The organism is Massilia sp. TWP1-3-3, from assembly GCF_049897805.1.
GTDB lineage: Bacteria > Pseudomonadota > Gammaproteobacteria > Burkholderiales > Burkholderiaceae_D > Telluria_A.
Genome location: NZ_JAFCWX010000038.1, coordinates 1 through 26,635, shown reverse-complemented (window position 1 = coordinate 26,635; position 26,635 = coordinate 1). Strand labels below are relative to the sequence as shown.

The following is a 26,635-nucleotide window of genomic DNA, read 5'->3' as shown; positions in this document are numbered from 1 at the left end:
GGTCTCGATCATGCGGGTTCGATCATGCCCGGCGCAGCCGGTGAAGCTGGTACAGGAACACGGGCGCGCCGATCAGCGCCGTAACTACGCCAACGGGCAGCTGCTGCGGTGCGAGCACGGTGCGCGCCAGTGTGTCGGCCAATACCAGAAAGGTGCCGCCGGCCAGTGCGGCGGCGGGAATCAGCAGGCGATGATCGGGGCCGCAGGCAAAGCGGCAGGCGTGCGGCACGATCAGGCCGACAAAGCCGATGCTCCCGGCGCTGGTGACAGCGCTGGCGGTAAGCAGGGCGGAACAAAAAAACAGGCCCTTGCGCAGTGCGCCGACGCGAATACCCAGCGTGGCGGCAGCTTCCGCATGGAGCGATAAAACATTGAGCGCGCGCGCGCTGCGCAGGGCAAACAGCAAGCCGGCGGCAAGCACGACCCACGGCACGGCGCGCAGCGGAGCGCCCGCCAGGTCGCCGATCATCCAGAAAATCATGCTGCGCAAGCGGCTTTCAGGCGCGATCGACAGCATCAGCGTGACCATCGCCATGCACAGCGACGACAGGATCACACCGGTCAGCAACAGCTGCGACGTGCCGCCTTCGGCGCCGCCGCGCAGGTCGCGCCGGGCGAACAGGTACAGCATCATCGACACCGCCACCGCGCCGGCAAAGGCGGCCGCGTCGATGACCCACAAGGCGCCCATGACCAGCAACGCAGCCAGGGCGCCGACCGAAGCGCCGGCTGAAATGCCCAGCACATAGGGATCGGCCAGGGGATTGCGCAGCAAGGCTTGCATCATCACGCCGGCCAGGGCCAGCGCCGAGCCGGTGACGAAAGCGACCAGCGCGCGCGAGATGCGCAGTTCGAGCAAGGTGGCGGCCAGCGAGCCGTTGCTTCCGTGGGCCAGTTCGGCCAGCGCGCCCGGCATGTCCGCCAGCGGAATCGAGACGGAACCGATCATGCCAGAGAAAACCAGGCTGGCAAGGGCCAGGATCGCCAGCGAACCGATGACGACCGTGGCCCGGTGGCGCATATTGCGGAAGAACGGATGCACGGGCCTGCTCCTTACTTCACGCCGTAGCGCAGGCCGATGAATGCCTGCGAACCGGCGGTCGCGTAGGTGCCTGCCAGCTCATACTGCTTGTCGGTCGCGTTGTTCCAGCGGACGATGGCAGTCCAGTCGGGAGCAAAGCGATACGAGGCAAACAGGTTGAGCAAGCCATAACCGCTTAGCGTTGCAGTGTTGGACGTATTGTCAAAGCGCTTGCCCGACATCTGCACACCTGCGCCCAGCACCAGTGCGCCGCTGCTGTATTCGGCCGCCAGGCTGGCATGGCGTTTGGCGCGCCGCACCAGCTGCTTGCCGGTGGTGTCGTCCTGCGGATCTTGCAGGTCGAACGCGCCGCTCAACTCAAGCGGGCCAACCGTAGTGCGCGCGCCGACCGACAGGCCCGAGAGCGTGGCACGGTTGACGTTGTAGGCGCAGCCATAAGGGTGGCTTGCCGCTTCGACCGGGCACACCGAGGTGCTCACCAGCAGGTCCTTCAGGCGGTTGCGGTAGTAGACGGCAGTGACCTGGCTCGCGCCAGTGTTGTAGACCAGGCCCGCTTCTGCGTTCCTGCCGTGTTCCGGCCGGTTGCTCTCCACGCCATAACTCGGGTAGTAGAGTTCATTGAAGGTAGGTGCGCGAAAGCTGGTGCCGAAGCTGGCGTTGGCCCGCAGCGTGCTGCTGATGCGGTAGCCGTAGCCGATGCCGCCGGTGTTCACGGAGCCGTATTGCGAACTGTTGTCATGGCGCGCGCTGACTGTACCCAGGTGGGCGCCCCGCTTGATCGAATACGACGCTGCGGCCGAATTGGTGCTGCGATCACGCGACAGGGCAGCAGCGGAACTCGACAACACGTCTTCTTCGCGCCGCTCGAGCAGCACTTGCAGCAGGTCGGCGCCGAGCGCCAGGTCGCTTTGGGCGCTGTAAGTGTTCTGGCGCGTGTCAAGGCGGCTGTAGCCGGTGGCGGTGGCGTTGCTGAAGTTGGACGACTTGTCGTCCGCGCGCGAGGCCTGGAACCTGACCTGCCAGGCCGGCGAGAACTGGTGCTTTGAATACAGCGCCACATTGTTCAACACCTGTTCGCCACGCGCGTCGAAGTTTGATGCGCCGTTGTCGTACTGCGCATCGAGGCTGCTGTGCATGAACAGCAGGCCGGCTTCGTGGCCTTGGGCCAGCGCCACGCCGAACTGGCCGCTGGCGCTGTCCTTGGTGTAGCCGTCGTTGTCGCCGTTGTACGAGTAATTGCCCGGCTTGGTGGCCGAGAAGCCTTGGTCCTGGTCGCGCGTGAGCGTCAACGCATAGTTGAAGCGCCCGGCGCCGCCTGAGACCGACGCGTCCGCGCTGCGGGTCTTGTCGGAACCTGCACCAACTGAAGCGTTGATGGCCGGTGCACCGGTGCCGCGCTTGGTAAATACCTGGACCACGCCGCCGATGGCGTCGGCGCCATACATGGTGGCCAGCGGTCCGTACACAATCTCGATACGCTCGATGTTCGCCAGCGGCAGGGCGCTCCAGTTGGCGATGCCGGACGTGGACGAGCCGATGCGCACGCCGTCAACCAACACTACGGTCTGCCTGGAGTCGCCGCCGCGGATGAAGACCGAGGCGCTGGTGCCCGGGCCGCCGTTGCGCGCCACTTCAATGCCGCGCTGCTTTTGCAGCAGGTCGACGATGTTGCCCGCGCCTGAGCGCAGGATGTCTTGGGACGACAGGGTGATGTTATCGGACAGGACATCGGCCGCGGCTTGCGGCGTGCGCGATGCGGTGACGACGACGGAAGCGACGGCAGGATTGCTGGTCTCGCTGGCCTGGGCAAAAGCGGAGGTAATGGCTAGCGCAAGCGACGAGATGGCCGCGCGGCGTGATACAGGAAAGGTCATGACGGTTCTTCAATAAGTTAAGCAACCGGCCGAGTTCCCCGTTGGCCGGATTGAACAGAAATGCGCTTGCCGAAGAATAGATTGCGACTGACAGGGATGCGCTACAGCGACCCGGCCGCGTCGCGAACACCCCGCTCGCACACTTCCACCTGTCCTGGCCGGTATCCGGGCTGGCAAGTGCAACCGTCTCACCTTCCCATGCAACGCACAGTGGTTTTTCGAGACGGCCCGTCGTCCGCTGGACGACACTTGCTTACCGTTGCGGGGGCAGCACACCTTAGCCTGTGAGGCTTTGTGTTTCCCGTTTAACTGCACGCATTGAACATGCGCGCGAGCACCAAAACGTGGCGATTATACACTTTCGACGGTGATGACTGCGCCGTAAGCGATGGCGTGAGGGCGCTCGGCCGCTTCGTGGGCCATCGCAAGCGGGGCCAGGCCGCGCGCGCGGGCGGCCAGCAGGCGGATCGCGCCGGCATGGCAGACCAGGACGGCCGCGGGAAGTTGCGCGCCCATCAGCTCATCGTAAAAGTCACTGATGCGCTTTGCCATGTCCAGCACACTTTCGCCCCCGCCCGGCCGATAGGTGGCCACGTCGGCGGCCCAGGCGTCGATCTCGGCGCGCGCGATCTGGTCCCAGGGGCGCATTTCCCACGCACCGAAATCGAGTTCGGCCAGGCGCGCATCGAAGCGCACCGCGCTTGACAAGGCGCGCGCCAGCGACGCGCAGCGCAACAGCGCACTGGAATACAGCGGCACGCCGGCGGGAAGCTGGCCGCGCAGTGCCGGCAAGGACGCGCCGAGCAGTTGCGGGTCCACCGCCAGGTCGCTGCGCCCGTAGCAAACGCCGGGCGCCACCATGGGCTGCAAATGGCGCACCAAGATCAGGCGCATGCTCAGTACCAGCCGCCCTGGCCGATGCTGGCCAGCAGGCACAGGTAAATGGTTACTTCGCTGACCTGCTGGACGGCGCCCAGGCAGTCGCCCGTGTAGCCGCCGATGCGGCGCACGCATTTGGCGCCCAGCCAGATTGCGGCCGCCGCGGCGCCCAGTACGCAAACGGCGATCGTGGTCCACGACAGGTAGCCGAGCGCGCCCAGATAGAGTGCGGGAATGGCTGCGCAGGTGGCGCCGATGGAAAATTCGGCGCCCGTCATTTCCTGCGCCAGCGGCTTGGCCTTGCCTTCATCGCGCGCGTAGTCCAGCTTCCAGATCAGGCTGGCCGCCGCCAGGCGCGAAAGCGGATGGGCGAGCAGCAGGGCGGCAATTGCCGCCGCTGGCTCCATCATCGACAGCAGCGTGCATTTGAGCGCGAGCAGCAGGAGCGCGCCCACCGCGCCGTAAGTGCCGATGCGCGAATCCTTCATGATCTCCATCACCCGGTCGCGCGTCAGGCCCCCGCCAAAGCCGTCGCACATGTCGGCGAAGCCGTCTTCGTGGAAGGCACCGGTCAGGTAGATGCCGGCAGCGGTGGAGAGCAGCACCGCCACTGGCGCGGGCCACAGGCGCGCGGCGGCCAGGTACACCAGTGCGGTGGCTGCGGCCACCACGCTGCCGACCAGCGGAAAATAGCGCGCGGCGTGATGCAGCCACGCGGCCTGGAAGCCTACCCAGCGCGGTATCGGCAAGCGCGTGAAAAACTGCAGCGCGATGAAAAACAGGCGCAGCTGGTGGACGACGACGGCCATCATTGCTTGTCGCTGACCTGGGCCGATTCGAACGTCGCCATCTCGCCCAGAAAGGCGCACGCGGCGTGCAGCAGCGGCAGGGCCAGCGCGCAGCCGGTGCCTTCGCCAAGGCGCAGGCCAAGATTGAGCAGCGCTTTGGCGTCGAGCTGGGCCAGCATGCGGCGGTGGCCCTGTTCGTCGGAGCAGTGCGCAAAGACGCAGTAGTCCAGGATGGCGGGGGCGATTTTTGCCGCGACCAGCAAGGCGCTGGTGACGATGAAGCCATCGATCAGCAAGACGCTGCGCCGTTCGGCGGCGCCCAGCATGGCGCCGACCATCATCGCGATTTCAAAGCCCCCAAACGTGGCCAGGATCGCGAGCGGCTCGTCCACGCCGGCGTGCAGGGCCACGGCCGCCTCGATCACGCGCTGTTTGTGACGGATGCCGTCGAGGGCCAGGCCGGTGCCGGCGCCGACGCAGTCGGCCACGGGAATGCCGGTCAGCTTGTGCATCAATGCCGCCGCCGCGGTGGTGTTGCCAATTCCCATCTCGCCAAAACCAATGACATTGCCGGTTAAGGCTGCGGCGATCTGCGCGCCGTGCGCCATGGCGAGCTGGCAGTCGGTCGCGCTCATGGCCGCCTGCTGCGCAAAATTGGCGGTGCCGCGTCCCACTTTACGGTCGAGCAGGGCTGAGCGCGCGCCAAAATCGTGGTTGACGCCGGCATCGACGATCTGCAGCGCGCAGTGGCTTTGCCGGGCAAACACGTTGATGGCCGCCCCGCCATGCAGGAAGTTTTCCACCATTTGCCACGTCACGCTCTGGGGGTAAGCGGAGACGCCCTCGGCCACTACGCCATGATCGGCCGCGAACACGACAATTGTCGGCTCGCGCAGCGCGACGTTCACGGTTTGCTGGATCAGCCCGAGTTGCCGCGCCAGTGTTTCCAGCGCCCCAAGGCTGCCCGGTGGCTTTGTTTTGTTGTCAATTGCTTGCTGCAATTGCGCAGCAAGTTCAGGGTTGTAGGTAGGGTGGATCGTTGAATTTTGCATGAATGTAGGGTAATGAAAAGGTGGCAACATTTTTCCGCGCTAAGATAGCACATTCGAAAAGAGCGGCTTTCAACAAGGAAAAGCATGAACGAACAGATTGCACGGGATGTAGTCCTGGTGCGCGCGATCGAACTGGCCGACACCGGGCACGACATCCTCAGCGAAGACGACCGCATGTACGCCACCCGCAGCGCGCGCGAACTGGCCCAGTGGCAGGCGTCGGACAGCAAGTCCGACGTCACGACCGAGCATTTTTTGCAGCAGCGCTCCGAACAAATCCTCAAGCGCCTGGCCGAACGCACGCCGTCGCTGAAAGGGTTTTTTAGCCTGCGCACGGGCTTGACAAGGCTGGCCGTCGCGTTGCCGCTGGTGGCCTTGCTGCTGGGAGCGGGGCTGGACCGCATCAGCGACCCGCACCGCGTCGATTTGCTCTCCGCGCCGCTGCTCGGCATCATTGGCTGGAACCTGCTGGTGTACCTGATGCTGCTGGTCTGGATGGTCATTCCCTCGCCCGCCAGCAGCTGGGTCAGCGAAGGCATGATGCGCAGCCTGTCCGGCGCCAAGGTGGCGCTGCCGCGCAAGCTGCCGCATGTGCTATCGAGCGCGCTCACCGACTTCATGCGCCAATGGACAGAGCTCAGTGCCAGGCTCAATCACGCGCGCCTGTCGCGCACCGTGCATCTGTCGGCGGCCATGTTTGCGCTTGGCGCGCTGCTCTCGCTGTATGCGCGCGGTTTTCTGTCCGAATACCGGGCCGGATGGGAGAGCACATTCCTGTCGGCCGGCCAGGTGCACGCCATTTTGTCGGCACTGTTTGCACCGGTGCTGGCGCTGTTCCCGCTGCAGGGTTTTTCGATCGCCGAGATTGAAGCGCTGCGCTTCTCGCAGGTGCCGTCGGCGGCCGGCGGCGCGCGCTGGGTGCACTTGTACGGCGCCACCATGCTCCTGCTGGTGGTGCTGCCGCGCTTGGCGCTGGCCGGCTTCGCGCACTGGAAGGCGCGCCGGCTCGTGCGCGCATTCCCGCTCGACCTGGAGCAGCCGTATTTCCGCAAGCTGGGCGACCAGATTGGCGCCAGTGGCCCCGCTGTGTTGCGGGTGCTCCCCTACAGCTTCACCGTCGATGAAGCGCGCGACCGCGGCTTGACGCAGGTGGCGACCATGCTGCTGGGCGAGCAGGCGCGCGTGATGTTGCGCCCGCCGAGCGCGTATGGCGAAGAGCCCCAGGAAGTGCTGCGCGAAGTGAACCTGGACGATCCGGCCGTGACCTACACCGCCGTGCTGTTCAACCTCGCGGCGACGCCGGAAAAGGAAAATCACGGCGTTTTCCTCGATTATCTGGTGCGCACCTCGAAACGCGGCGTGGCCGTGCTGATCGACGAATCATCGCTGGCCGAACGCAGCGACGAAACGCGTATGGCGCAGCGCGTCGCACTATGGCAGGAATTTTGCAGCTTCCATCGCGCACCGGCCACCATCATTAACCTTCGCAATCCACCCCAGCGCCCGCTCGACCAGGACGCCGGACTACGGGTATCGAAACCTTCATGAACGACACAGCCGCCACCATCCAGTTTGCGCTGATCTCGCATACCAACAACGGCAAGACCACGCTGGCGCGCACGCTGGTCGGGGTCGACGTGGGCGAGGTGCGCGACGCCGCCCACGTCACCGTGCTGGCCGAAGAGCACACCTTGCTCAAGACCGCCGAGGGCGACGCCTTGCAGCTATGGGACACGCCCGGCTTTGGCGACTCGGTGCGCCTGCTGCGCCGCCTGGCAATGGCGGGCAACCCGATCGGCTGGTTCCTGCGCGAAGTGTTCGACCGCTACCGCGACAAGCCGTTCTGGCTCAGCCAGCAAGCATTGCGCACCGCCCGCGATTCTGCCGACGTGGTGCTGTACCTGGTCAATTCGTCCGAACTGCCCCGGGATGCAGGCTACCTGCCGGCCGAAATGAAAATTCTTGAGTGGCTGGGCAAACCGGTAGTGGTCTTGCTCAACCAGATGGGCCCGCCCCGGCCCGCCAATGAGGAAGCGGCGGAGCAGGCGCGCTGGAAAGCGCACCTGGATCAATATCCGATCGTGCGCGACGTGCTGGCGCTGGACGCCTTTGCCCGCTGCTGGGTGCATGAGCGCGTGTTTTACGAGGCGGTCGGCAAGCTGCTGGACGAGTCCAAACAAGCAGGATACGCGCGCCTGCTGGCCCTGTGGCAGGCCAACAACCAGGACCGCTTCCATGAAGCGATGCGCGTTGCCGCCGTCCAGCTAGCCGCAGCGGCGCGCGACAGTGAACCGATCGCGCTGGCCGACACCGGCTTTCTGCAAAGCGCCATGAAGGCGGTCGGCCTGGCCAAGTCGGCCGACCAGCAGCGCCAGGAAAAGGCCATGGCGGTGCTGGTCGAGCGGCTCAATGCCGGCATTGGCGAAACCACGCGCGTGCTGCTCAAGCTGCACCGGCTCGACCCTGGCGAGGCTGCCAGGATCAATGCGCGCGTGCGTGAAAACTTCAAGGTGCGCGCGCCGGTCGACAAGGCGCAGGCCGGCTTGCTGGGCGCGGTCGTCTCGGGCGCGGCGACGGGCTTGTCGGCCGACCTGATGACAGGGGGGCTGACCTTCGGCGCCGGGGCGCTGCTGGGCGGCGTGGTGGGGGCCTTGACGGCGGCCGGCGCCGCATGGGGCTTTAACACCAGCACCGAGCGCAACAAGACCACCGTGGAATTTGCCGACGAATTCTTGCACACGCTGCTCCTTGGCAGCGTGCTGCGTTACCTGGCCGTGGCCCACTTCGGGCGCGGACGCGGCAATTTCGTCGAGGGCGAGGCGCCCGCGTTCTGGCAGACCGAGGTGGAAGCGGCGGCCGCGCCGCACGCGAACGAACTGGCCGGCCTGTGGAGCGCACTGCGCCAGGAAGACGACAGCGGCAAAGCAGGCGAGCGCCTGCGCCAACTGCTGACTGCCGTTGCAACCCACGCGCTGTCGCGTCTTTACCCAACGAAGGTCGATCCGGAACTGCACGGTCGGTAACGGTGTGACAACGCTGGGATACCTGTTCCATTTCGGGACAGGTGGCGCAGGCGCTGCGGCGTGGCAGCCATGGCATGGCAATTGCTCCTGTTGATGTATTCATCCATCAAAACAGCAGGAGACACCATGAAAAAATCCCTTCGCAGTCTGGTACTTTGGGCAGGCCTGGCCAGCGCAGTCACCACCTCCATGTTCGCCATTGCGCACGGCAACGTCACGCCGCAGGCGGTCGACACCGCCGGCCTGCCGCCGCTGGGCGACAAATGGCGCGACGAAAATCCCTTCAAGACCAACAAGCTCGCGCTCAAGATCGGCGCCTCGGCGTTTGGTCAGAACTGCGCGCGCTGCCACGGCATCGACGCCATTTCGGGCGGGATCGCGCCCGACCTGCGCTTGCTTGACCGCGACTGCGTGGGCTTGAAGGTCGAAGCCAAGAAGCTGGCCTGCTCCAAGGAGATGGACGCCTACTTCCTGACCTCCATCCGCGGCGGCAAAGTGCGCAATGGGGCGGTGTACATGCCCTCCTTTGAAGGCGTCTTCAACCAGGAAGCCATGTGGTCGATCAAGACCTATCTCGAATCGCGCCGCGAAACCAAATAGGGAGGGCACATGACTACGATCCGTGCACTGATCGCCGGCGCCGGCGCCTGCGCCGCGCTGGCGATGGCAGGCCCCGCCCACGCCGACTGGCAGAAAATTCAACAGTCGGGCGGCCTCAAGGTGGCGGTCTACAATGAGTTTGCGCCGTTCTCGGACGAAGGCCAGGGCATCGACGTCGACCTGGCGCAGGCGCTCGCCAAAAAGCTGGGCCTGCGCCTGAACCTGCTGCCGTTTCCGGCCGGTGAAGAGCTGGGCGACGACCTGCGCAACATGGTCTGGAAAGGCCACTACCTGGGGTACGGCCCGGCCGACGTGATGCTGCATGTGCCGGTCGATAACCGGCTGATGGCGGCCAATCCGCAAGTCGTCATTTTTGCGCCCTACCATGTCGAGGGCGTGCGCCTGGTGCGCAGCGCACGCACGGTGCCAAGCTTTGACGGCGTCGATTCGCTGGCCGGCAAACGCATCGGCGTGGAGAAAGTTTCGATTGCCGCGATGGTGATGCTGGGGGAGGGCAATGGAAAATTTACCCCTGGCGTGAAGATTTATCCGAGCGCGATCGAGGCGCTTGAAAAACTCAAGGCTGGCGAACTGGACGCGGTGCTTGCCACCCGCTCGGAAATCGACTCCGTGCTGCGCGGCGACCGGGCTTTTCCAGTGCACGACATTGCATTTCAGCGCCTGCCGCGCTCGGGATGGGCGGTCGGCATGGCGGTGCGCAAGGACGACACCGAGATGGCCAAGCTGCTGCAGCAAGCCATGAACGAGATGGCGGCCAGCGGTGAGCTCAAGGCGATTTTCGCGTGGCATGGGGTGCAGGTCGTCACGCCATGAAGCGCTGGTGCGGGGCGCTGGGCCTGGCGCTGGCGTGCCAGCCGGCGCTTGCCGACACCGTTGAAATCGTCGGCACTGCGCCCCTTGCTGGACTGGGGATTGAACGCAAGCTGCTGCCGTACTCGGTGCAACTGGCGGGCAGCGACCAGATCGGCGACGCGCATGCGGGCAACCTGGCGGACTACCTGAACTGCAACCTGAATGGCGTGAACGTCAACGACATTTCGGGCAGCCCGTTTCAGAACGACGTGGCCTACCGCGGCTTTCGGGCCTCGCCGGTACTCGGCACTGCGCAGGGCTTCTCGGTCTACCTGGACGGCGTGCGGGTCAACGAGCCGTTCGGCGACGTGGTGAACTGGGACATGCTGCCCGAATCCGCGCTGGCCAGCGTGCTGCTGGTGCCCGGTTCAAATCCCGTGTACGGACTCAATACCCTGGGCGGGGCGCTGGTGCTGACCACCAAAAGCGGCGCCACGCACCCGGGAGGTGAAGTCGATCTGTCAGTCACAAGTGGGGGCCGGCGGCGGCTCGACCTGGCGCTGGGCGCGGTGCATGGCAACTGGCACAGCTTTGTTGGTTCGACCCTGTTTGACGACGATGGCTGGCGCGACCATTCGCAGGGCCGGCTTGGCAATGTGTTTGCCAAGGTCGGACGCGACGACGGCGTGTCGGCGGCCAGCGTGTCGCTGCTGGGCGGGCGCAGCCAACTGCGCGGAAACGGCTTGCTGCCCGACGAACTGGCGCAGCGGGACTGGCGCGCCGTGTACACGTTCCCTGACGAGACGCGCAACGCGCTCTGGCAACTGGCTCTCAATGCGAGCCGGCGTTTTAACGGCGGCGCCGTGCTCTCGGCGCTGGCCTATGCACGCCGCAGCCGCAGCGACACCGTCAACGGCGACGTGGAGGAAGGGCCCGCAGGCGTGTTCAATACCACCAGCACGCGCCAGCGGGGCCAGGGCGCCAGCGTGCTGCTGGGCGTGCGCGGCAAGCGGCACCGTATCGACATCGGCGCCACGGTTGACGCCAGCGCCGTCGCCTTTGCCCAGTTCGAGCAAGATGGCGTGCTGACGGACGAACGCGGCATCGTTGCCGACCCGGCGCAGGAGCGCGTTCCTGCATCGTCGGTGACGGGCCGTGCCAGCGCGCTCGGCGTGTTTGCCAGCGACACCTGGAGCGCCGCGCCCGGGCTGCACGTGACGGCGGCCGCGCGCGTCAACCACGCCGCAGTGAGTAATACGCTGACCAGCGCCAGGGGCTTGCAGCCGCGCGAACGCTTCACCTACAGCAGCATGAATCCATCGCTCGGCGCAGCCTTCGAGGCCGGCGCCGGCTGGATGCTGGTGGCCAACGCCGCGCAGGGCAACCGGGTGCCGACCGTGATCGAACTAGGCTGCGCCGATCCCACGCAGCCCTGTCAGCTGCCGGTAGGCCTGCAGTCCGATCCCTACCTGAAACAGGTCGTCGCGCGCACGCTCGAAGCCGGCGCCCGCTACCAGCATGGGGGAACCAGCGCTTCGCTGTCGCTGTACCGCACCATCAACCGGGACGACATCCTTTTCATCAGCTCCGGCCTGTCGCGCCAGGGTTACTTTGCCAATTTTGAACGCACGCGCCACCAGGGACTCGATTTTTCGTGGCGCGCGAACGTGGGCCAGGTACAGCTCAATGCCAGTTACAACTACCTCGACGCCGCGTATGACGCCAAGGGCACGCTGTTTACCGGTGTGCGCGCAGTGCCGGTGGAGCAGGGCACGCCGCTGGCCGGTTTGCCGCGCCATAGCGTCAAGCTGGGCGCGCAATGGATGCTGGGCGAGTCGTTCACGGTGGGCGCCGACGCGCAAGTTTTTTCGCGCATGGGAGTACAGGGAAATGAAGACGGTCTGCTGCCCGGCCTTGGGGTGGCCGGCTACCGCCTGTTGAGCGTGCGCGCCAGCTGGGAAAGCGCCAAGCACTGGGAGCTGTACGCGCGCGTCGACAATCTGCTGAACCGGCGCTTTGCCAGTTTTGGCGTCGTGGGCCGCAACCTGTTTGGCGCGGCGCCGGACGCCAACACGCGCTTCATCGCACCGGGCACGCCCCGCATGCTGCGTTTCGGGGCGCGCTACCACTATTGAGCCGCTTGAAAAATCAGCGCCAGCTGTATTGGGCGCTGAAACCGAGCATCCAGTTGCGGCCCGGCGCCGCCTCGTAGAAGCGCTTGTTGGCGTCGCCCACGATGACCGAGCCGACGTAGGCTTTGCCGGCCAGGTTATTCACGCGCACGAATTGTTTCAGGCGCCAGCCGTCCAGCGTCTGCTGCGCCTGGACGCGCGCATTGAGCACCGCGTAGCCCGGCGCCGGGATGTCGAGATTGGCGTCATCCGCATACACCTTGCTGCTGGCAGTCGTTTCGATGGCTGCCCCAAGATTGCCGCCGCTGCTGTTCCAGGCCAGTTCTGCGAACAGGTTCGCCCGCGGCACGCCGGGCAGGCGGCTGCCTTGCGCCACGGCGCCAAAGCCTTGCGCGTAAATGGCGCGCAGCAGCGTGATGGCGGCCCGGCTGCTGAAACCCGCGTCCAGCTTGCTGTCGACCGACAGTTCGGCGCCCTGGCGCAGCGTGGCGCTGGCGTTGCGGTAGCTGGTGCGCCCGCCAGTGGCCACATCGACCACCAGTTCGTCGTCGGTTCTGGCCTGGAACAAGGCCGCGTTCACGCGCGTATTGCTGCCGATGTAGGTTTTGACGCCGGCTTCCACATGCACGCTGGTGGCAGGGCGAAGGCCAAAATTGAAACCCGCCCCGGCGCCCGAGTAAAACAATTCATTGAGCGTGGGCGCTTCAAAGCCGCGCGCGGCGCTGGCATACACGTTCAGGACCGGCGAGACCTTGTACAGAGCGCCAAGTACCGGCGTAGTGTGGCGATAGTTGACGCTGCCGCTGTCAATGCCATTGCTGGCGTAGCGGTCGGTGACGGCCACCTTCAGGCGGCTGTGGCGCAGTCCTCCCGTCAGCACCCAGGGGCCGCCCTGCCATTCGGCCTGCGCGTACGGGTCAATGCTCGAGACGGTATCGCTCTCGTCGCGACGCAGTTTGCCTTGCAGGCCAAACTGCGCGCCGACGAAGTTTTCGAAACCCTGGCGCTGGTCGCGCGATCGTCCGTAGTCCAGACCGACGGTGGTACTGAGCTTGCCGCCCGCCAGCGGCAGCACGTGCAGCCAGTTGATGTCGGCACCGTGAAAGTCGCGCGCGAAATCGACCACGCCGCCGGACTGGGTGGCCGGCGTCTGGACAAAGCGCGAAAACGCCTGGTACTGGATCACTTGCCGGTTGCCGGCGTAGGCCATCAGGCGCACGCGGTCCTCGCCCAGGCGCTGCTCGAACGAGATGCCAGCCTGTTGATGGTCGATGCTCTTGCGCGTGTTGTAGCGCTCGGCCAGCGTGCGCTTGGGCGTGGCGGTATCGGTGGCGTCGGTTTCGCCGGCGCGCCGGTCGCGCTGCAAAGTGGCCCAGGTGACGCCGAGCGGGTCTTGCGTGTCGTCCTGGCGCAGCGCGCTGGCGGTGACGGCCAGGCGGCTCGCGTCCGTGGGTGCGAGCGTCATCTTGGCGTAGGCCTGGTCGCGCGTGGCTGCGCTGTGGCTGCGGTAGCCGTCGGTATCAAAGCGCGAGGTGTCAATCACGTAGCCGATGCCGCCGCTCTCGCCCTGGGCGTTGACGTCAAGCTTGCGGCTGCCGTAGCTGCCCGCCGTCAGGGTCGATTCGACGCTGGGGCGGCCTTTGCCGTCGCGCGTAAAGAGGGCGATGGTGCCGCCCGAGTGGTTGCCGTAAATGGCCGAAAACGGCCCGCGCAGCACTTCGATGCGGTCGGCCAGGTCGAGGTTGAAGGTGGCCGCCTGGCCCTGGCCGTCGGGCATGGTGGCCGGGATGCCGTCGGCAATCAGGCGCACGCCGCGCACGCCAAAGGCGGAGCGGGCGCCAAAGCCGCGCGAGGAAATCTGCAGGTCTTGCGCATAGTTCTGGCGGTTTTGCACGACCAGTCCGGGCACGGCGGCCAGGGCTTCCGAGGCGTTGACGCGCATCTGGGCGGCGCCGATGCGGGCCGCGTCGATGACGTCGATGGCCGCCGGCAGGTCGAAGCTGGCGTGTTCCATGCGGCTGCCGCTGACGACGACGACGTCGACCGGCGCGCCGGCAACAGCGACGGCGACGGCGACCGGCGCGGCGGCGCCCGACTGGGCAGCGGCCAGCGGCGAGAGCGCGGCAGCCACCAGGCTGGCGATGGCGTTGAGGCGAAATGGGTGGTTCATGCAGTCTCCAATAATGAGGTACGCCCGCTTGCGGTCATTCGGCGGGTCTGTGCCAACAGCGTAAGCAATATACCTGCCAGCACAAAATTTTGCAGTGGCACAGTGCTTGCATGAAATCCCGCATGCGCGCGCGGCTTGCGCCTTCATTTATGAAAGGGATTCCATGAAAAACTTCGCTTTGTTCTCTCTCGCAACTATCGTTGTGGCCAGTGCCGCCGCCGGCCCCCTGGCCTATGTGCCCAATGAAAAATCCGGTACCGTCAGCGTGATCGACACCGCAACCGATGCCGTGGTGCGCGAACTGGCGGCCGGCAAGCGCCCGCGCGGTATCGCCGCCGACCCGGCCGGCAAGACCTTGTTCGTAACCGATGCGGGCAGCAATGCGCTGCTGGTGCTGGACGCGGCAGGCGGGGCGGCGGAGCCGTCAATTCCCCTTGGCAAGTCGCCGTAAGGGGTGCACGCGTCGGCCGACGGCCGTTACGTGGCCGTGGCGGTGGAAGAAAGCAACAGCGTGACGCTGATCGATGCGCCAAGCCGGCGCCAGCTGGCCGACATCAAGGTCGAGGGCAAGAATCCCGAGCACGCCGTGTTCAGTCCGGACGGTCGCTGGCTGCTGGTCAGCGCCGAGGAAGCGGAGCAGGTCGACGTCATCGACGTGGCGCTGCGGCGCCAGGTGGGCAAGATCGCCGTCGGCCTGCGCCCGCGCGGGATCGGTTTTTCGGCCGACTCGCAGCGCGCATATGTGGCCGCGGAAATGGTCAGCACCGTGTACGTGATCGACATGGCGACCAGGACGGCGGTCGCGGCCATACCTGCCGGCAAAAATGCGAACGGCATTGCCGTGCATCCGAATGGCAAGCATGTGTATGTCTCGAACGGGGCGGACGGCACCGTGATGCGGATCGACACGGCGACCAATCGCGTCAGCGCCACGATTGCGGTGGGAAAGCGTCCGTGGAACATGGCGCTCACGCCCGACGGGGCCAAGTTGTACGTCGCGAACGGCCGCTCCGCCAGCGTCAGCGTGATCGATACGGCAAGTGGCAGCAAGCTGAAGGATATCCCGGTTGGCGAATTGCCTTGGGGTGTACTGATCCGCTGACTGCTCCAGATTGCAACACCCGGTGGCACGCCGCAGTGTTCAGAAAACAAACAGTTCGCCAGCTTCCTTGCGATTGATCAATAGGACCTTTTGACCTGCTTCTACTCTGGAATGTCCCTTTGTCCCGTTCGCTGGCACGGCGCTTGCGCTAGGGAACAGGTGATCAACACACTCCGTTGCCTGCAACGGTAATCCAACTACTTCAGAAAGAGGACGACATGAATCTCGCGGACATCAGCAAACTGGGCGTCGCCAATCCATTCAAGCAACGCTATGACAATTACATCGGCGGCAAGTTCGTGGCGCCGGTCAAGGGCGAGTATTTCGGCAACATCACGCCGATCACCGGGCAGGTTTTTTGCGAAATCGCCCGTTCGAGCGCCGAAGATATCGAGCTGGCGCTGGACGCCGCCCACGCCGCCAAGGATGCCTGGGGCAAGACGTCGCAAACCGAGCGCGCCAACATCCTCAACAAGATCGCCGACCGCATGGAGGCGAACCTGACCTTGATCGCCACCGCCGAAACCATCGACAACGGCAAGCCGATCCGCGAAACCATGGCCGCCGACATTCCGCTGGCCATCGACCATTTCCGTTACTTTGCCGGCTGCATCCGGGCCCAGGAAGGCTCGGTCGCGCAGATCGACCATGAAACCTACGCTTACCACTTCCACGAGCCGCTGGGCGTGGTCGGGCAGATCATTCCATGGAACTTTCCGATCTTGATGGCGGTGTGGAAGCTGGCCCCGGCGCTGGCCGCCGGCAACTGCGTCGTGCTGAAACCGGCCGAGCAGACCCCGGCGTCGATCCTGGTCTTGATCGAGCTGATCGGCGACCTGCTGCCGCCAGGCGTGCTCAACATTGTCAACGGCTTTGGCCTGGAAGCGGGTAAACCGCTCGCTTCCAACAAGCGCATCGCCAAGATCGCGTTTACCGGCGAAACCGGCACCGGCCGCTTGATCATGCAATACGCGGCGCAAAACTTGATTCCCGTCACGCTGGAACTGGGCGGCAAGTCGCCGAACATTTTCTTTGCCGACGTAATGGACGCCGACGACGCATTCTTCGACAAGTGCCTGGAAGGCTTCGCCATGTTCGCGCTGAACCAGGGCGAAGTGTGCACCTGCCCGTCGCGCGTGCTGATTGAAGAATCGATCTATGAAGCCTTCATGGAGCGCGCCCTGGCCCGCGTGGCCGCCATCAAGCAGGGCAATCCGCTCGATGCATCGACCATGATCGGCGCCCAGGCTTCGCACGAGCAGCTGGAAAAAATCCTGTCGTACATGGATATCGGCAAGCAGGAAGGGGCCGAACTGCTGGCCGGCGGCGAACGCAACATGCAGGCGGGCGACCTGGAAGGCGGCTATTACGTGCAGCCTACCGTGTTCAAGGGCGACAACAGCATGCGCATCTTCCAGGAAGAAATTTTCGGGCCAGTGGTGTCGGTCACGACCTTCAAGGATGAAGCCGATGCGCTGCGCATTGCCAACGATACCTTGTATGGTCTCGGCGCCGGGCTGTGGACGCGCGACGGTTCGCGCGCCTTCCGCGTGGGCCGCGCCATCCAGGCCGGGCGCGTGTGGACCAATTGCTACCACCTGTATCCGGCGCATGCCGCTTTCGGCGGCTACAAGCAGTCGGGCATCGGGCGCGAGAATCACAAGATGATGCTCGACCATTACCAGCAGACCAAGAACCTGCTGGTCAGCTACAGCCCGAACGCACTCGGCTTTTTCTGACAGGTGAGCCCCATGGACCATCCACTCGCACGCGTGATTGCAACAGAACAGGCCCTGGCCATGATCGGCGAGCTGCGCAAGCGGCATGGTCCGCTCATGTTTTTCCAGTCGGGCGGGTGCTGCGACGGCAGCGCGCCCATGTGTTACCCGGCAGGCGAATTCAACATCAGCGACACCGATGTGTACCTGGGCAACCTGGACGGGGCGCCGTTCTATATGGGGCTTGAGCAATTTGCATACTGGGAGCATACCCAGTTGATTATCGACGTGGTCGACGGCAACGGCGGCATGTTTTCACTTGATAACGGAACAGGGCGACGCTTCCTGACGCGCTCGCGCCTGTTCACCGATGAGCAATTGCGCATCCTCAGCGCCGATTCGCCGGCCAAGCGCCAACTATAAAAACCGATTCATACAAGAGGAGAGAATTGTGCAGAAAAAACTACTGGGTGTCGTGATCGGCATGGCCGCCGCATCGCTGGTGCAAGCCACCAATGTCACCAGCGCCATGCTGGTCAACACGGCCAAGGACCCGAAAAGCGTGCTCTCGTCCGGCATGGGGACCGAAGGCCAGCGCTTTTCGCCGCTGACCATCGTCAATACCAAAAACGTGAGCAAGCTGGTGCCGGCCTGGTCGATGTCGTTCGGCGGCGAAAAGCAGCGCGGGCAGGAATCGCAGCCCTTGATCCATGACGGAAAAATGTTCGTGACCGCATCGTATTCGCGCATCTTTGCCGTGGATCTGAAAACCGGCACCAAGCTGTGGAAGTACGAGCACCGGCTGCCGGACGGCATCATGCCATGCTGCGACGTGGTCAACCGGGGTGCTGCGCTGTACGGCAACCTGGTCATTTTCGGCACGCTCGACGCCCAGCTCGTCGCGCTCGACCAGACCACGGGCGCGGTGGTGTGGAAGGAAAAGGTCGACGACTACGCGGCCGGCTATTCGATGACGGCCGCGCCGCTGATCGCCAAGGGCTTGCTGCTGACGGGTGTCTCGGGCGGCGAGTTCGGCATCGTGGGCCGGGTCGAAGCGCGCGACCCGATGACGGGCCAGCTGGTCTGGTCGCGTCCGACGGTCGAAGGCCACATGGGCCACAAGTACGACAAGGACGGCAAGGCGAGCGACAACGGCGTCTCGGGCACGGTCAACAAAACCTGGCCGGGCGACTTGTGGAAGACCGGCGGCGCCTCGACCTGGATGGGCGGCACCTATGACGAGAGCACCGGCCTGGCGTATTTCGGCACGGGCAACCCGGCGCCGTGGAACAGTCATCTGCGCCCGGGCGACAACCTGTTTTCCTCGTCCACGGTGGCCATTGATCCGGCCGACGGCAAGATCAAGTGGGCGTACCAGGGCACGCCGAACGATTCGTGGGACTTTGACGGTTCCAATGAATTTGTCACCTTCGACATGGATGGCAAGCGCTACGGCGGCAAGGCGGACCGCAACGGCTTTTTCTACGTGGTGGACGCCAAGAACGGCAAGCTGCAGAACGCCTTTCCGTTCGTAAAAAAAATCACCTGGGCCAGCAGCATTGACCTCAAGACGGGCCGGCCCAATTTCATCGCCGCCAATCGTCCGAGCGACCCGACCAAGGGCGCTGACGGCAAGAAGGGTTCGACGGTGTTCTCGGCACCGGCGTTTCTGGGCGCGAAAAACCAGATGCCGATGGCGTACAACCCGCAGACCAAGCTGTTTTACGTGCCGGCCAACGAGTGGGGCATGGATATCTGGAATGAGCCGATCAGCTACAAGAAGGGTGGGGCATTCCTGGGCGCGGGCTTTACCATCCGGCCGATTTTCGACGACTATATCGGCGCGCTGCGCGCGGTCGACCCGAAGAGCGGCAAGATCGTCTGGGAGATCAAGAATACCGCGCCGTTGTGGGGCGGGGTGATGAGCACCGCCGGTGGGCTGGTTTTTTACGGCACGCCGGAAGGGTTTCTGAAGGCGGTCGACGCCAGGTCGGGCAAGGAGCTGTGGAAGTTCCAGACCGGCTCCGGCGTGGTCGCGCCGCCGGTCACGTGGCAGGACGGCGGGGAGCAGTATATTGCCGTGGTGTCGGGCTGGGGCGGCGCAGTGCCCCTGTGGGGCGGTGAAGTGGCCAAGAAGGTCAACTTTTTGGAGCAGGGTGGATCGGTGTGGGTGTTCAAGCTGCCCAAAGGGTGAGGGTGCGGACAGGGTAGTTTTAAAGACGGCTTCGGCCGTCTTTTTTTATGGAAATCGTGCAGGCGGCGGTCGCAAAAAGGGAAGGTTGCAGCAGTCGTAGGTCGGATAAGCGCTAGCGCAATCCGACAAGCGTCGCGTTGACGCATGTCGGATTGCGCTGGCGCTTATCCGACCTACGCTCATCATTGCAACACATTCGCGCCAATGGCAGCGCTGTCGTAACCTTGGCCTGCCTGCGCGAGGACGATGTGGCGCAGCGATCAAAAACAGAACACCGCTGCATCACATCTGGTCCGATTCTGCACACAAGCGCGCCCATACCTGCGCCATCCAGCCTTCATCGCTTCAGGCACGCTTATTGCCATCTCCTTTAGTACATCGCGTGATGTACACAGCATATAAAACATAAAGAGGGATCCCATGAAGAAGATTTTTGCGTTGACCGTTATCGCCGCAGCGAGCATGCAGCAAGCACAGGCTGTCGACATCAAGGCCGGCGACTGGACGGTCGGCGTGGGCGGCATCGTCAACGCCTATTACACGGTCGTCTCCTGCAAGGGCGACGCAGTCGGCGGCCTGGCACTGGGCTCGCAAGGCCTGGGCTGTGGTGGCCGGGACGATCGCACCACCATCGGCAACGGCCTGCTGCCCAACGGCCTGGTCGCATCGGCCGCGTCCACCCAGGGCGGCTATGACGTCAAGGCGCTGATCGGCATCTACAATTCAACCGCCACCGACAGCGCCATCGGCCAAAACAGCGTGGTCGATGTGCGCCAGGCGTACTTCACATTCGGTAACGCCGAGATCGGCACCATCAAGCTTGGCCGCGACTACGGCATCTTCGGCGCCAATGCCATTCTCTCCGACATGACGCTGCTCGGCGCCGGCGCGCCGGTGCAGGCGACCCAGCGCGGCCGCGTCGCGCTCGGCCACATCGGCGCCGGTTACACCTACCTTGGCAACTACGGACAGATGGCGTACAGCACGCCCAAGTCAGCCTCCGGCATCGGCTTCGACGTGGGCTTGATGAGTCCAGTGGACGACACCCCGGTCGTGGCCAGCCCCGCCTTCAGCGCCGGCTCGAGCCCGCAGCTGCAGGCGCAGGTGACGTACACGACATCCGGCTTCAAGGCGTGGCTCGGCGCCAAGTCGCAGAAATTTGAATCGGTCACGCCCGGCGTGGACGACCTGACCATGCGCGGCGTCGAGATCGGCGCGTCCTATACATCCGGCGCCTTCGGCCTGCTGGGCAATGTGCAAAGCGGGAAGGGGCTGGGCATCCTGTCGGACGCCGATCAGGGCGACGTCAAGTCCGTCAACTACCTGGCGCAGGCCACGTACAAGACCAGCCCGAAGCTCAAGCTGGGTCTTGGCTACGGCATGAGCGAGAACGATGAAAATACCGCCGGCACGGGCGGCCTGAAGTCGAATGCCAACCTGACGCTGGGCGCTTACTACTCGCTCAATAGCGCCGTCACGCTGGTTGCTGAAGTTGGCCGCACGCGCTCGCGCGGCTTTGACGGCAGCAGCGCGCGCATGAACGGCGCGGCGCTTGGCGGCATCATCTTCTTCTGATAGTGGCGCGCGTGCGATTGATTCGTTACCTGTTGCTGTGGGCCGCGGTGCTGTGCACAGCGAGCGCGGCGGCCGGCACGCTGTCGCAGGCTGACCTGGCCAGGCGCTTTCCCGCGCCTTTGCAGGTCGGCCAGAAGGCGGCCGACATTGCGGCCTGGCCTATCTTCAAGCAGAACGGGACGTCGACCGACCTGGTGGGTTATGCCTTCGAGTCGATCGACCTGGCGCCGATTCCCGGTTTTGCCGGGGTGCCGATGAACGCGCTGGTGACGATTGATCCGGCAGGGACCTTCCTCGACGTCGTGGTGCTGTCGCACCACGAGCCGGTGTTCCTGGACGGCTTGGGAGAGGCGCCCCTGTTTCAGTTTGCAAGCCAGTACAAGGGACTGTCCCTCAAGCAGAATCTGCATATCGACAGCAAGACCAAGCGCGAACGCGCGCCCGATGCCGCCAACGCCTACCTGGACGGCGTATCGAAGGCGACGGCGTCGGTACGCATTCTGAATCAGAGCGTGCTGTCGGCGGCGCTGAAGGTCGCGCGCAAGAAGCTGGGGTTCGCGGCCGGCCGCGACCCCGACCAGATCGCGCGCATCAACATGGACTACTTCGACAAGCTCACTACCAGCGACATGCTCGCTGCTGGCCTGATCAAGCGGGTGCGCTTGCTTAACCGCGATGTCGAGCGTTTGTTTGCTGGCAGCGCGGGTGCAGGCCTGGAGCCGCAGGCGCTGAACGAACCCGATGAACTGTTCATTGACCTGTACCTGGCGCAAGTGTCGGTGCCGTCGGTGGGGCGCAACCTGCTGTCGCCTGCGAGCTGGGCCAAGCTGAAGGGCCGGCTCGATCCGGGCGACCAGGCGCTGCTGGTCATGTCCGGTGGCCGCTACAGTGTGCTGGCCGATGACTTTGTCCGCGGCGGCATCACGGAGCGCATCGGCATGCGGCAGGACAAGCTGCCCATCGACATGCGCGACCTGGACCTGGACATCAAACTGGCCGATCCGGCGGCGCTGCCGGTGTCGAACATCGCCGTGTTTCGGGTGATCGCGCAGGCGGGCCTGGACCCGGCAAGTTCAATCGATTTTTCGCTGCCGATCACGCGCAAGAAGGGCATCGTCTATCCGGAACGGATCGTGCGCGCCGTCGACTTCCAGTACGCGCTGCCGCTCAAATATATAGACGCACCAACGGCAAGCGAAAAATCGTGGGTCGGGATCTGGCGTGCGCGTGTTGGCGAGCTTGGGATCCTCGCGGCGGGGCTGGCGCTGTTGGCCGCAGCGCTGACGGGGCAAAAGCGCCTGACGGCCGACGGCGCGCGCTTTGCCTGGTTTCGTCGTGCCTACCTGTTGTTCACGGTCGCCTTTGTCGGCTATTACGCGCAGGGCCAGCTATCGATCGTCAACGTTACCGGCGTGATCCAGTCGCTGCTGGCCGGCCGCTCGCTGGAGTTTTTCATGTACGACCCGATGACCGTTGTGCTGTGGGGGTTTGTGGCCGTATCGCTGCTTGTATGGGGAAGGGGAACCTTCTGCGGCTGGCTGTGTCCATTTGGCGCGCTGCAGGAATTGACCGGAAAACTGGGCCAGGCGCTGCGTCTGCCCCAGCTGAAAATACACACGCGCGCCGATGGGCGTCTCAAGCTTGTCAAGTACGGCCTGCTGGCGGCGATCGGCGCCAGTGCCGTGTTCGCGCCCGCGCTGACCGACAAGCTGGTGGAGCTCGAACCGTTCAAGACCGCAGTCACGCTAAATTTTATACACGCCTGGCCTTTCGTGGCGTACGCAGTCGGCTTGCTCGCACTGTCGATGGTTTCGTATAAATTCTTTTGCCGTTACCTGTGTCCTTTCGGCGCGGCGCTGGCGCTGTTTGGCTACGTGCGCATCTTCGATTGGATAGTGCGGCGCAAGCAGTGCGGCACGCCGTGCCAGAGCTGCCGCCGCCACTGTAAATACAAGGCGATCAAGTCCGATGGCGCCATCAGCTACGACGAGTGCTTCCAGTGCATGGAATGCGTCGTCATTTACGAGAGCGACGCACAATGCGCGCCCTTGATGCTCGAACTCAAACGCGCGCGCACGATTCCCATCGTGGTCGCGCCAAACCGATAACATGGAGGCCGTCATGCAACGCCGAACCTTTATAGCAGCATCGCTTGGTGCGGTGGCAGGCTGCGCGCGACTGCCGGGAGAGCCGCGCTGCGCTACCCATTCGGCCGCGGCGCTGGCCTTTGGCACCACTGTCACCATCACTGTGCTCCACGCCGATGCGGCGCTCGCCGCTCTTGCAATGGACGAGGCTCTTGCCCAGGCGCGCATGGTCGAGCGCTTGATGAGCATTCATGACGCCGGCAGCCAGGTGTATGCGCTCAATCGCCATGGTGTGCTGGCCTATCCGGATCCGGATCCGCATCTGCTGGCGGTGCTGGCGCAGGCGCAGGCGCAGGCGCTGTCGGTCCTCACCCGCGGCGCCTTCGACATCACGGTTCAGCCCCTGTGGCGCGCGTATAGTGAGGCGTCCTCGCCCAGCCACCGCCCGGCTGCTGCCGACCGCCTGAAGGCGGGAGCCCTGGTCAACTGGCAGCGCGTGCGCGTGGACGACGTGCGGGTAAAACTAGACAAGCCGGGCATGCAGGTGACGCTCAACGGACTGGCGCAAGGCTACGCGGCCGACCTGGCGCTCGCAGCGCTGCGTGCGCGCGGTGTCAAACATGCGCTGGTGGACATGGGCGAGTTCGCGTCGCTGGGCGCGCGGCAGGATCGCCAGCCATGGACGCTGGGCGTGGCGGACCCGCGTGAACCGGCAGCGCTGGCGGCCAGGCTGCGCACCGATGGCCGGTGCGTGGCCACGTCGGGCGACTATGCGTCGTGGTTCACGCCGGACTTTGTGCACCACCACATTTTCGATCCGGCCACGGGCGAGTCGCCCCAGGAGCTCTCCAGCGTGACGGTGGTGGCGCCCACGGCCATGCTGGCGGACGGCCTCTCGACAGCGTTCATGGTGATGGGTTCGCGCAAGGCGCACGCGCTGGCCGCGACGCTGCCGGGCGTCGATCTGCTGACCATCAACAAGCGCGGCATCGTCTGGAAGTCGCCCTCCTTTCCGGCGGCATGAGCTACTTCAGGTGCGGCATCTTGCGGTAGATGGTATTGCGCGACACGCCGAGCGCGCGCGCCGTGGCCGAGACGTTGCCCCCGTGCGCCTCGAGCGACCTGAGAATGGCGGAATGCTCCATCTCGTCCAGGTTGGCGCCGGTCGCCATGATGCGCGTGGCGTTGGTATCGATATCGTCAAAGAAGTCGTCCGGCATGTGGCGCATGCCGATCTCGTGTTCGTCGGACGCCATGATGATCGCGGTGCGCAGCAAATTGGTCAGTTGGCGGAAGTTGCCGGGCCACTTGTGCTTGTGAAACAGGTCGAGCACTTCGGCCGAGACCGTGTACTTGCCGCCATTGGACTCGGTGGCCAGGATTTTTTTCACGACGATGTCGAGATCGGTGCGCTCGCGCAGCGGCGGCAGCTTGACGACCAGGCCATTGAGCCGGTAGTACAGGTCTTCGCGGAACAGCCCTTTGGCCATGCGCTCGCGCAAATTGTGATTGGTGGCGCAGATCAGTTCAACGTTGACGGGAATCGATTTGCTGCTGCCGAGCGGCGTGACCATGCGCTCCTGCAGCACCCGCAGCAAGCGCGCTTGCAGGCTGAATGGCATATCGCCGATTTCATCAAGGAACAAGGTACCGCCATTGGCTTGCAGGATCTTGCCGATTGCCCCTTTCTTGCGCGCGCCAGTGAAGGCGCCGTCTTCGTAGCCAAAGAGTTCCGATTCGATCAGCGTTTCAGGGATCGATGCACAGTTGACGGCCACGAACGGACTCATCGCGCGGGGCGAATCGTTGTGGATGGCCTGGGCCAGCAATTCCTTGCCGGTACCTGTTTCGCCCATGACCAGGATGGGAATGTCGCGCCCCAGCACCTTGTTGACCTTGTCAATCACCTGCTCAAGCTCCGGGTCGCCCGTATTCAGGTAGCGCAGGCCGGACAGGCGTGCGGCGGGCCGGGCGGGCGCGTGGGAAGGAGCACTGATGATTTCCTGGTTGTCGGTCAGCGCATGGGCGCCGTTGGCCAGGCGCAGCTGGGCGCAACCGTAGACGCGCACGCCGCTGTGCATGCACAGGTTCAGCAACCCCGGCGCGGCGGTGCGGTAATGGTCGAACAGCGCCGATACCGGCAAACCAAACAGCGAGCTGAAGGTGTGCGACTGCAATGCGGAGAAGGACAGGCCGAGCTGGAACAAGCCGTTGCGGTTGGCCGACAGGAAGCGTCCGCCCGGCGTGAAAGAGGCGATGCCTTCCATCAGGGTGCCGATGAATTCGGGCCGGGCATGGAAGTGCAGGGTGATCGCGTCTTCGAATGTGGCCGAAAACAATTGGTTCTCGATCATCAGCGCCGACATGCGCACCAGCGCCATGGTGTGCTTGTGAAAGCTGCGCTGGTCGCCGGAGACGTCGAGCACGCCGACGACCTTGCCCTGGTAATCGGTGATCGGCGCCGCCGAGCAGGTCAGAAAGTGGTTCGCCGCCAGGTAGTGCTGGTCTGCGTGGACCAGGGTGGCGGTGCGTTCGGCGATAGCGGTGCCAATTGCGTTGGTGCCTCTGCACTGTTCTGACCATGCCACGCCAGGCTGGAGAGCAACGCGGTCGGCCTTTTCAAGGAAGTCGTCGTCGCCCAGCGAATGCACGATGGTGCCGTTGGCGTCGGTAAGAATCACCATGTTATGCGTATTGATGATTTGCTGATACAACGTTTCCATGGCCGGCACCGCGTGCGCGTGCAGCATGCAGTTCTTATCGATAAGATCGGTCAGGTCGCCGCGCTGCAGTGGACTGAAGTCCGGCATCGTGGATGGCGTAAGGCCAAAGGCAAGCGAACGTTTATGGGACGAGTTGATTATGGCGGGAATATCGTCATCCCAACGGGTGGCTGCGGCGCGCATGCTGCCGCTGTTCGCAAGTGGAACAGAGTGGTGGTTCATTGTCGCTTGTCTCCTGGTGGGCCCTTGCCTGCGGCTCTCTTAATGGAACTGTCGTGTTCCAGAATGTAGCACTTGTCCCGGATATGAACAAAAATTGTGTCCATGTCGCCGGGTGGCGCCGTTCTATAGGCAGTGCAGTGGAACTACCAGCAAGTTTGGTGCCAATCGCTTACGTGAAACTGTCGGGCGCCGTTAAATAGGCCTTGCCAAGCCATGGAGGCGTTTGCTATAGTTCGCCTCCCCGATGAAAAGGTTAACGAAATCAAGTAGTTATCAGGTAGTCAGGGCGCGCTCCGAAAGAACTTTTCAAGAAGCGCGGTAACAAAAAGAGGTTGACGAGTGAAGCGAAGTGCTTCATAATCTTGCCTCTCTGCTGCAACGAACACAACGCTTCGTACCGCGCAGTAAGAAGTACCGAATAAGTTCTTTAAAAATTAACAGTCGATAAGTGTGGGCGTTTGATGAAGGTGCCAACGAAGCGCAAGCTGAGTTGAATACTTAAATTATCAAATGTTCACAAAAAAGAAATATAGGCGCTTCGCAAGAAGTGGCCTGTCAGTATTTTGAGTGAGCGATCTGTCCGCAAGGACATTAAACAGAGATTGAACTGAAGAGTTTGATCCTGGCTCAGATTGAACGCT

Annotated in this window: 20 protein-coding genes and 1 riboswitch; of the genes, 13 read left to right on the top strand and 7 right to left on the bottom strand. The window is 64.1% G+C overall.

Going from position 1 to position 26,635, the window contains the following annotated elements; all coding sequences use genetic code 11:
* Positions 1-22: 22 nt before the first annotated feature.
* From ACP7D4_RS24940 to cobT, 5 genes are all read right to left on the bottom strand, one after another.
* Entirely contained in the window at positions 23-1,042 is a 1,020-nt protein-coding gene (locus ACP7D4_RS24940) for a FecCD family ABC transporter permease (protein ID WP_426103913.1), read from the bottom strand.
* Positions 1,043-1,053: 11 nt separating this feature from the next.
* On the bottom strand, positions 1,054-2,916 hold the full coding sequence (locus tag ACP7D4_RS24935) for a TonB-dependent receptor plug domain-containing protein (protein WP_426211936.1): 1,863 nt from the start codon (positions 2,914-2,916) through the stop codon (positions 1,054-1,056).
* 139 nt (positions 2,917-3,055) lie between these two features.
* A riboswitch (cobalamin riboswitch) is annotated at positions 3,056-3,273 on the bottom strand.
* Positions 3,268-3,810 (bottom strand): histidine phosphatase family protein, encoded by a 543-nt coding sequence (locus tag ACP7D4_RS24930; protein WP_426103911.1) that lies wholly within the window; start codon positions 3,808-3,810, stop codon positions 3,268-3,270. (Overlaps the previous riboswitch by 6 nt.)
* Before the next feature lie 2 nt (positions 3,811-3,812).
* On the bottom strand, positions 3,813-4,604 hold the full coding sequence (locus tag ACP7D4_RS24925; RefSeq protein WP_426211951.1) for an adenosylcobinamide-GDP ribazoletransferase: 792 nt from the start codon (positions 4,602-4,604) through the stop codon (positions 3,813-3,815).
* Positions 4,604-5,635, bottom strand: coding sequence for a nicotinate-nucleotide--dimethylbenzimidazole phosphoribosyltransferase (cobT, locus tag ACP7D4_RS24920; RefSeq protein WP_426103910.1), 1,032 nt, complete (start codon positions 5,633-5,635; stop codon positions 4,604-4,606). The genes ACP7D4_RS24925 and cobT overlap by 1 nt, the downstream gene beginning before the upstream one ends.
* Positions 5,636-5,719: 84 nt before the next feature.
* On the opposite strand from cobT, the gene ACP7D4_RS24915 reads away from it, so the two are divergent.
* The 5 genes from ACP7D4_RS24915 (at position 5,720) to ACP7D4_RS24895 (ending at position 12,206) form a co-directional block, all read left to right on the top strand.
* Positions 5,720-7,183: a DUF2868 domain-containing protein gene (locus tag ACP7D4_RS24915; protein ID WP_426103909.1), complete on the top strand. Its 1,464-nt coding sequence runs from the start codon at positions 5,720-5,722 to the stop codon at positions 7,181-7,183.
* Positions 7,180-8,658: a DUF3482 domain-containing protein gene (locus ACP7D4_RS24910; protein ID WP_426211935.1), complete on the top strand. Its 1,479-nt coding sequence runs from the start codon at positions 7,180-7,182 to the stop codon at positions 8,656-8,658. Before ACP7D4_RS24915 ends, ACP7D4_RS24910 begins: the two co-directional genes overlap by 4 nt.
* Positions 8,659-8,784: 126 nt before the next feature.
* Positions 8,785-9,258 (top strand): cytochrome c-550 PedF, encoded by a 474-nt coding sequence (gene pedF / locus ACP7D4_RS24905; RefSeq protein ID WP_426211933.1) that lies wholly within the window; start codon positions 8,785-8,787, stop codon positions 9,256-9,258.
* 9 nt (positions 9,259-9,267) lie between these two features.
* Positions 9,268-10,092: a substrate-binding periplasmic protein gene (locus ACP7D4_RS24900; RefSeq protein ID WP_426211931.1), complete on the top strand. Its 825-nt coding sequence runs from the start codon at positions 9,268-9,270 to the stop codon at positions 10,090-10,092.
* Positions 10,089-12,206, top strand: a complete 2,118-nt coding sequence (locus ACP7D4_RS24895; RefSeq protein ID WP_426211929.1) for a TonB-dependent receptor — start codon at positions 10,089-10,091, stop codon at positions 12,204-12,206. The genes ACP7D4_RS24900 and ACP7D4_RS24895 overlap by 4 nt, the downstream gene beginning before the upstream one ends.
* 13 nt (positions 12,207-12,219) lie before the next feature.
* On the opposite strand, the gene ACP7D4_RS24890 is transcribed toward ACP7D4_RS24895, so the two are convergent.
* Complete coding sequence (locus tag ACP7D4_RS24890; RefSeq protein ID WP_426211927.1) at positions 12,220-14,373, bottom strand: TonB-dependent receptor family protein; 2,154 nt, start codon at positions 14,371-14,373, stop codon at positions 12,220-12,222.
* A 163-nt stretch (positions 14,374-14,536) separates the two neighbouring features.
* Here ACP7D4_RS24890 and ACP7D4_RS24885 point away from each other — a divergent pair, with 163 nt between their 5' ends.
* The 8 genes from ACP7D4_RS24885 (at position 14,537) to ACP7D4_RS24850 (ending at position 24,073) form a co-directional block, all read left to right on the top strand.
* The gene (locus ACP7D4_RS24885; RefSeq protein WP_426211925.1) at positions 14,537-14,824 is read left to right on the top strand and encodes a hypothetical protein; all 288 of its coding nucleotides are present in this window, start codon (positions 14,537-14,539) and stop codon (positions 14,822-14,824) included.
* A gap of 3 nt (positions 14,825-14,827) precedes the next feature.
* Entirely contained in the window at positions 14,828-15,475 is a 648-nt protein-coding gene (locus ACP7D4_RS24880) for a beta-propeller fold lactonase family protein (protein WP_426211923.1), read from the top strand.
* Between the two features lie 218 nt (positions 15,476-15,693).
* Positions 15,694-17,214 carry an aldehyde dehydrogenase gene (gene adh, locus ACP7D4_RS24875; RefSeq protein ID WP_426103902.1) on the top strand — a complete coding sequence of 507 codons (1,521 nt, stop codon included), beginning with the start codon at positions 15,694-15,696 and terminating at the stop codon, positions 17,212-17,214.
* A gap of 12 nt (positions 17,215-17,226) precedes the next feature.
* Entirely contained in the window at positions 17,227-17,616 is a 390-nt protein-coding gene (locus ACP7D4_RS24870; protein ID WP_426103901.1) for a DUF779 domain-containing protein, read from the top strand.
* A gap of 61 nt (positions 17,617-17,677) precedes the next feature.
* Entirely contained in the window at positions 17,678-19,387 is a 1,710-nt protein-coding gene (locus ACP7D4_RS24865; RefSeq protein WP_426211949.1) for a PQQ-dependent methanol/ethanol family dehydrogenase, read from the top strand.
* Positions 19,388-19,807: 420 nt separating this feature from the next.
* Complete coding sequence (locus tag ACP7D4_RS24860; RefSeq protein WP_426211921.1) at positions 19,808-20,962, top strand: porin; 1,155 nt, start codon at positions 19,808-19,810, stop codon at positions 20,960-20,962.
* Between the two features lie 11 nt (positions 20,963-20,973).
* A complete protein-coding gene (locus tag ACP7D4_RS24855) occupies positions 20,974-23,070 on the top strand; it encodes a 4Fe-4S binding protein (RefSeq protein WP_426211920.1) in 2,097 nt (698 codons plus the stop codon).
* A 13-nt stretch (positions 23,071-23,083) separates the two neighbouring features.
* Entirely contained in the window at positions 23,084-24,073 is a 990-nt protein-coding gene (locus tag ACP7D4_RS24850; RefSeq protein ID WP_426211918.1) for an FAD:protein FMN transferase, read from the top strand.
* Position 24,074: 1 nt separating this feature from the next.
* Here ACP7D4_RS24850 and ACP7D4_RS24845 read toward each other — a convergent pair whose 3' ends face one another.
* A complete protein-coding gene (locus tag ACP7D4_RS24845) occupies positions 24,075-25,955 on the bottom strand; it encodes a sigma-54-dependent Fis family transcriptional regulator (RefSeq protein ID WP_426211948.1) in 1,881 nt (626 codons plus the stop codon).
* Positions 25,956-26,635: the final 680 nt, after the last annotated feature.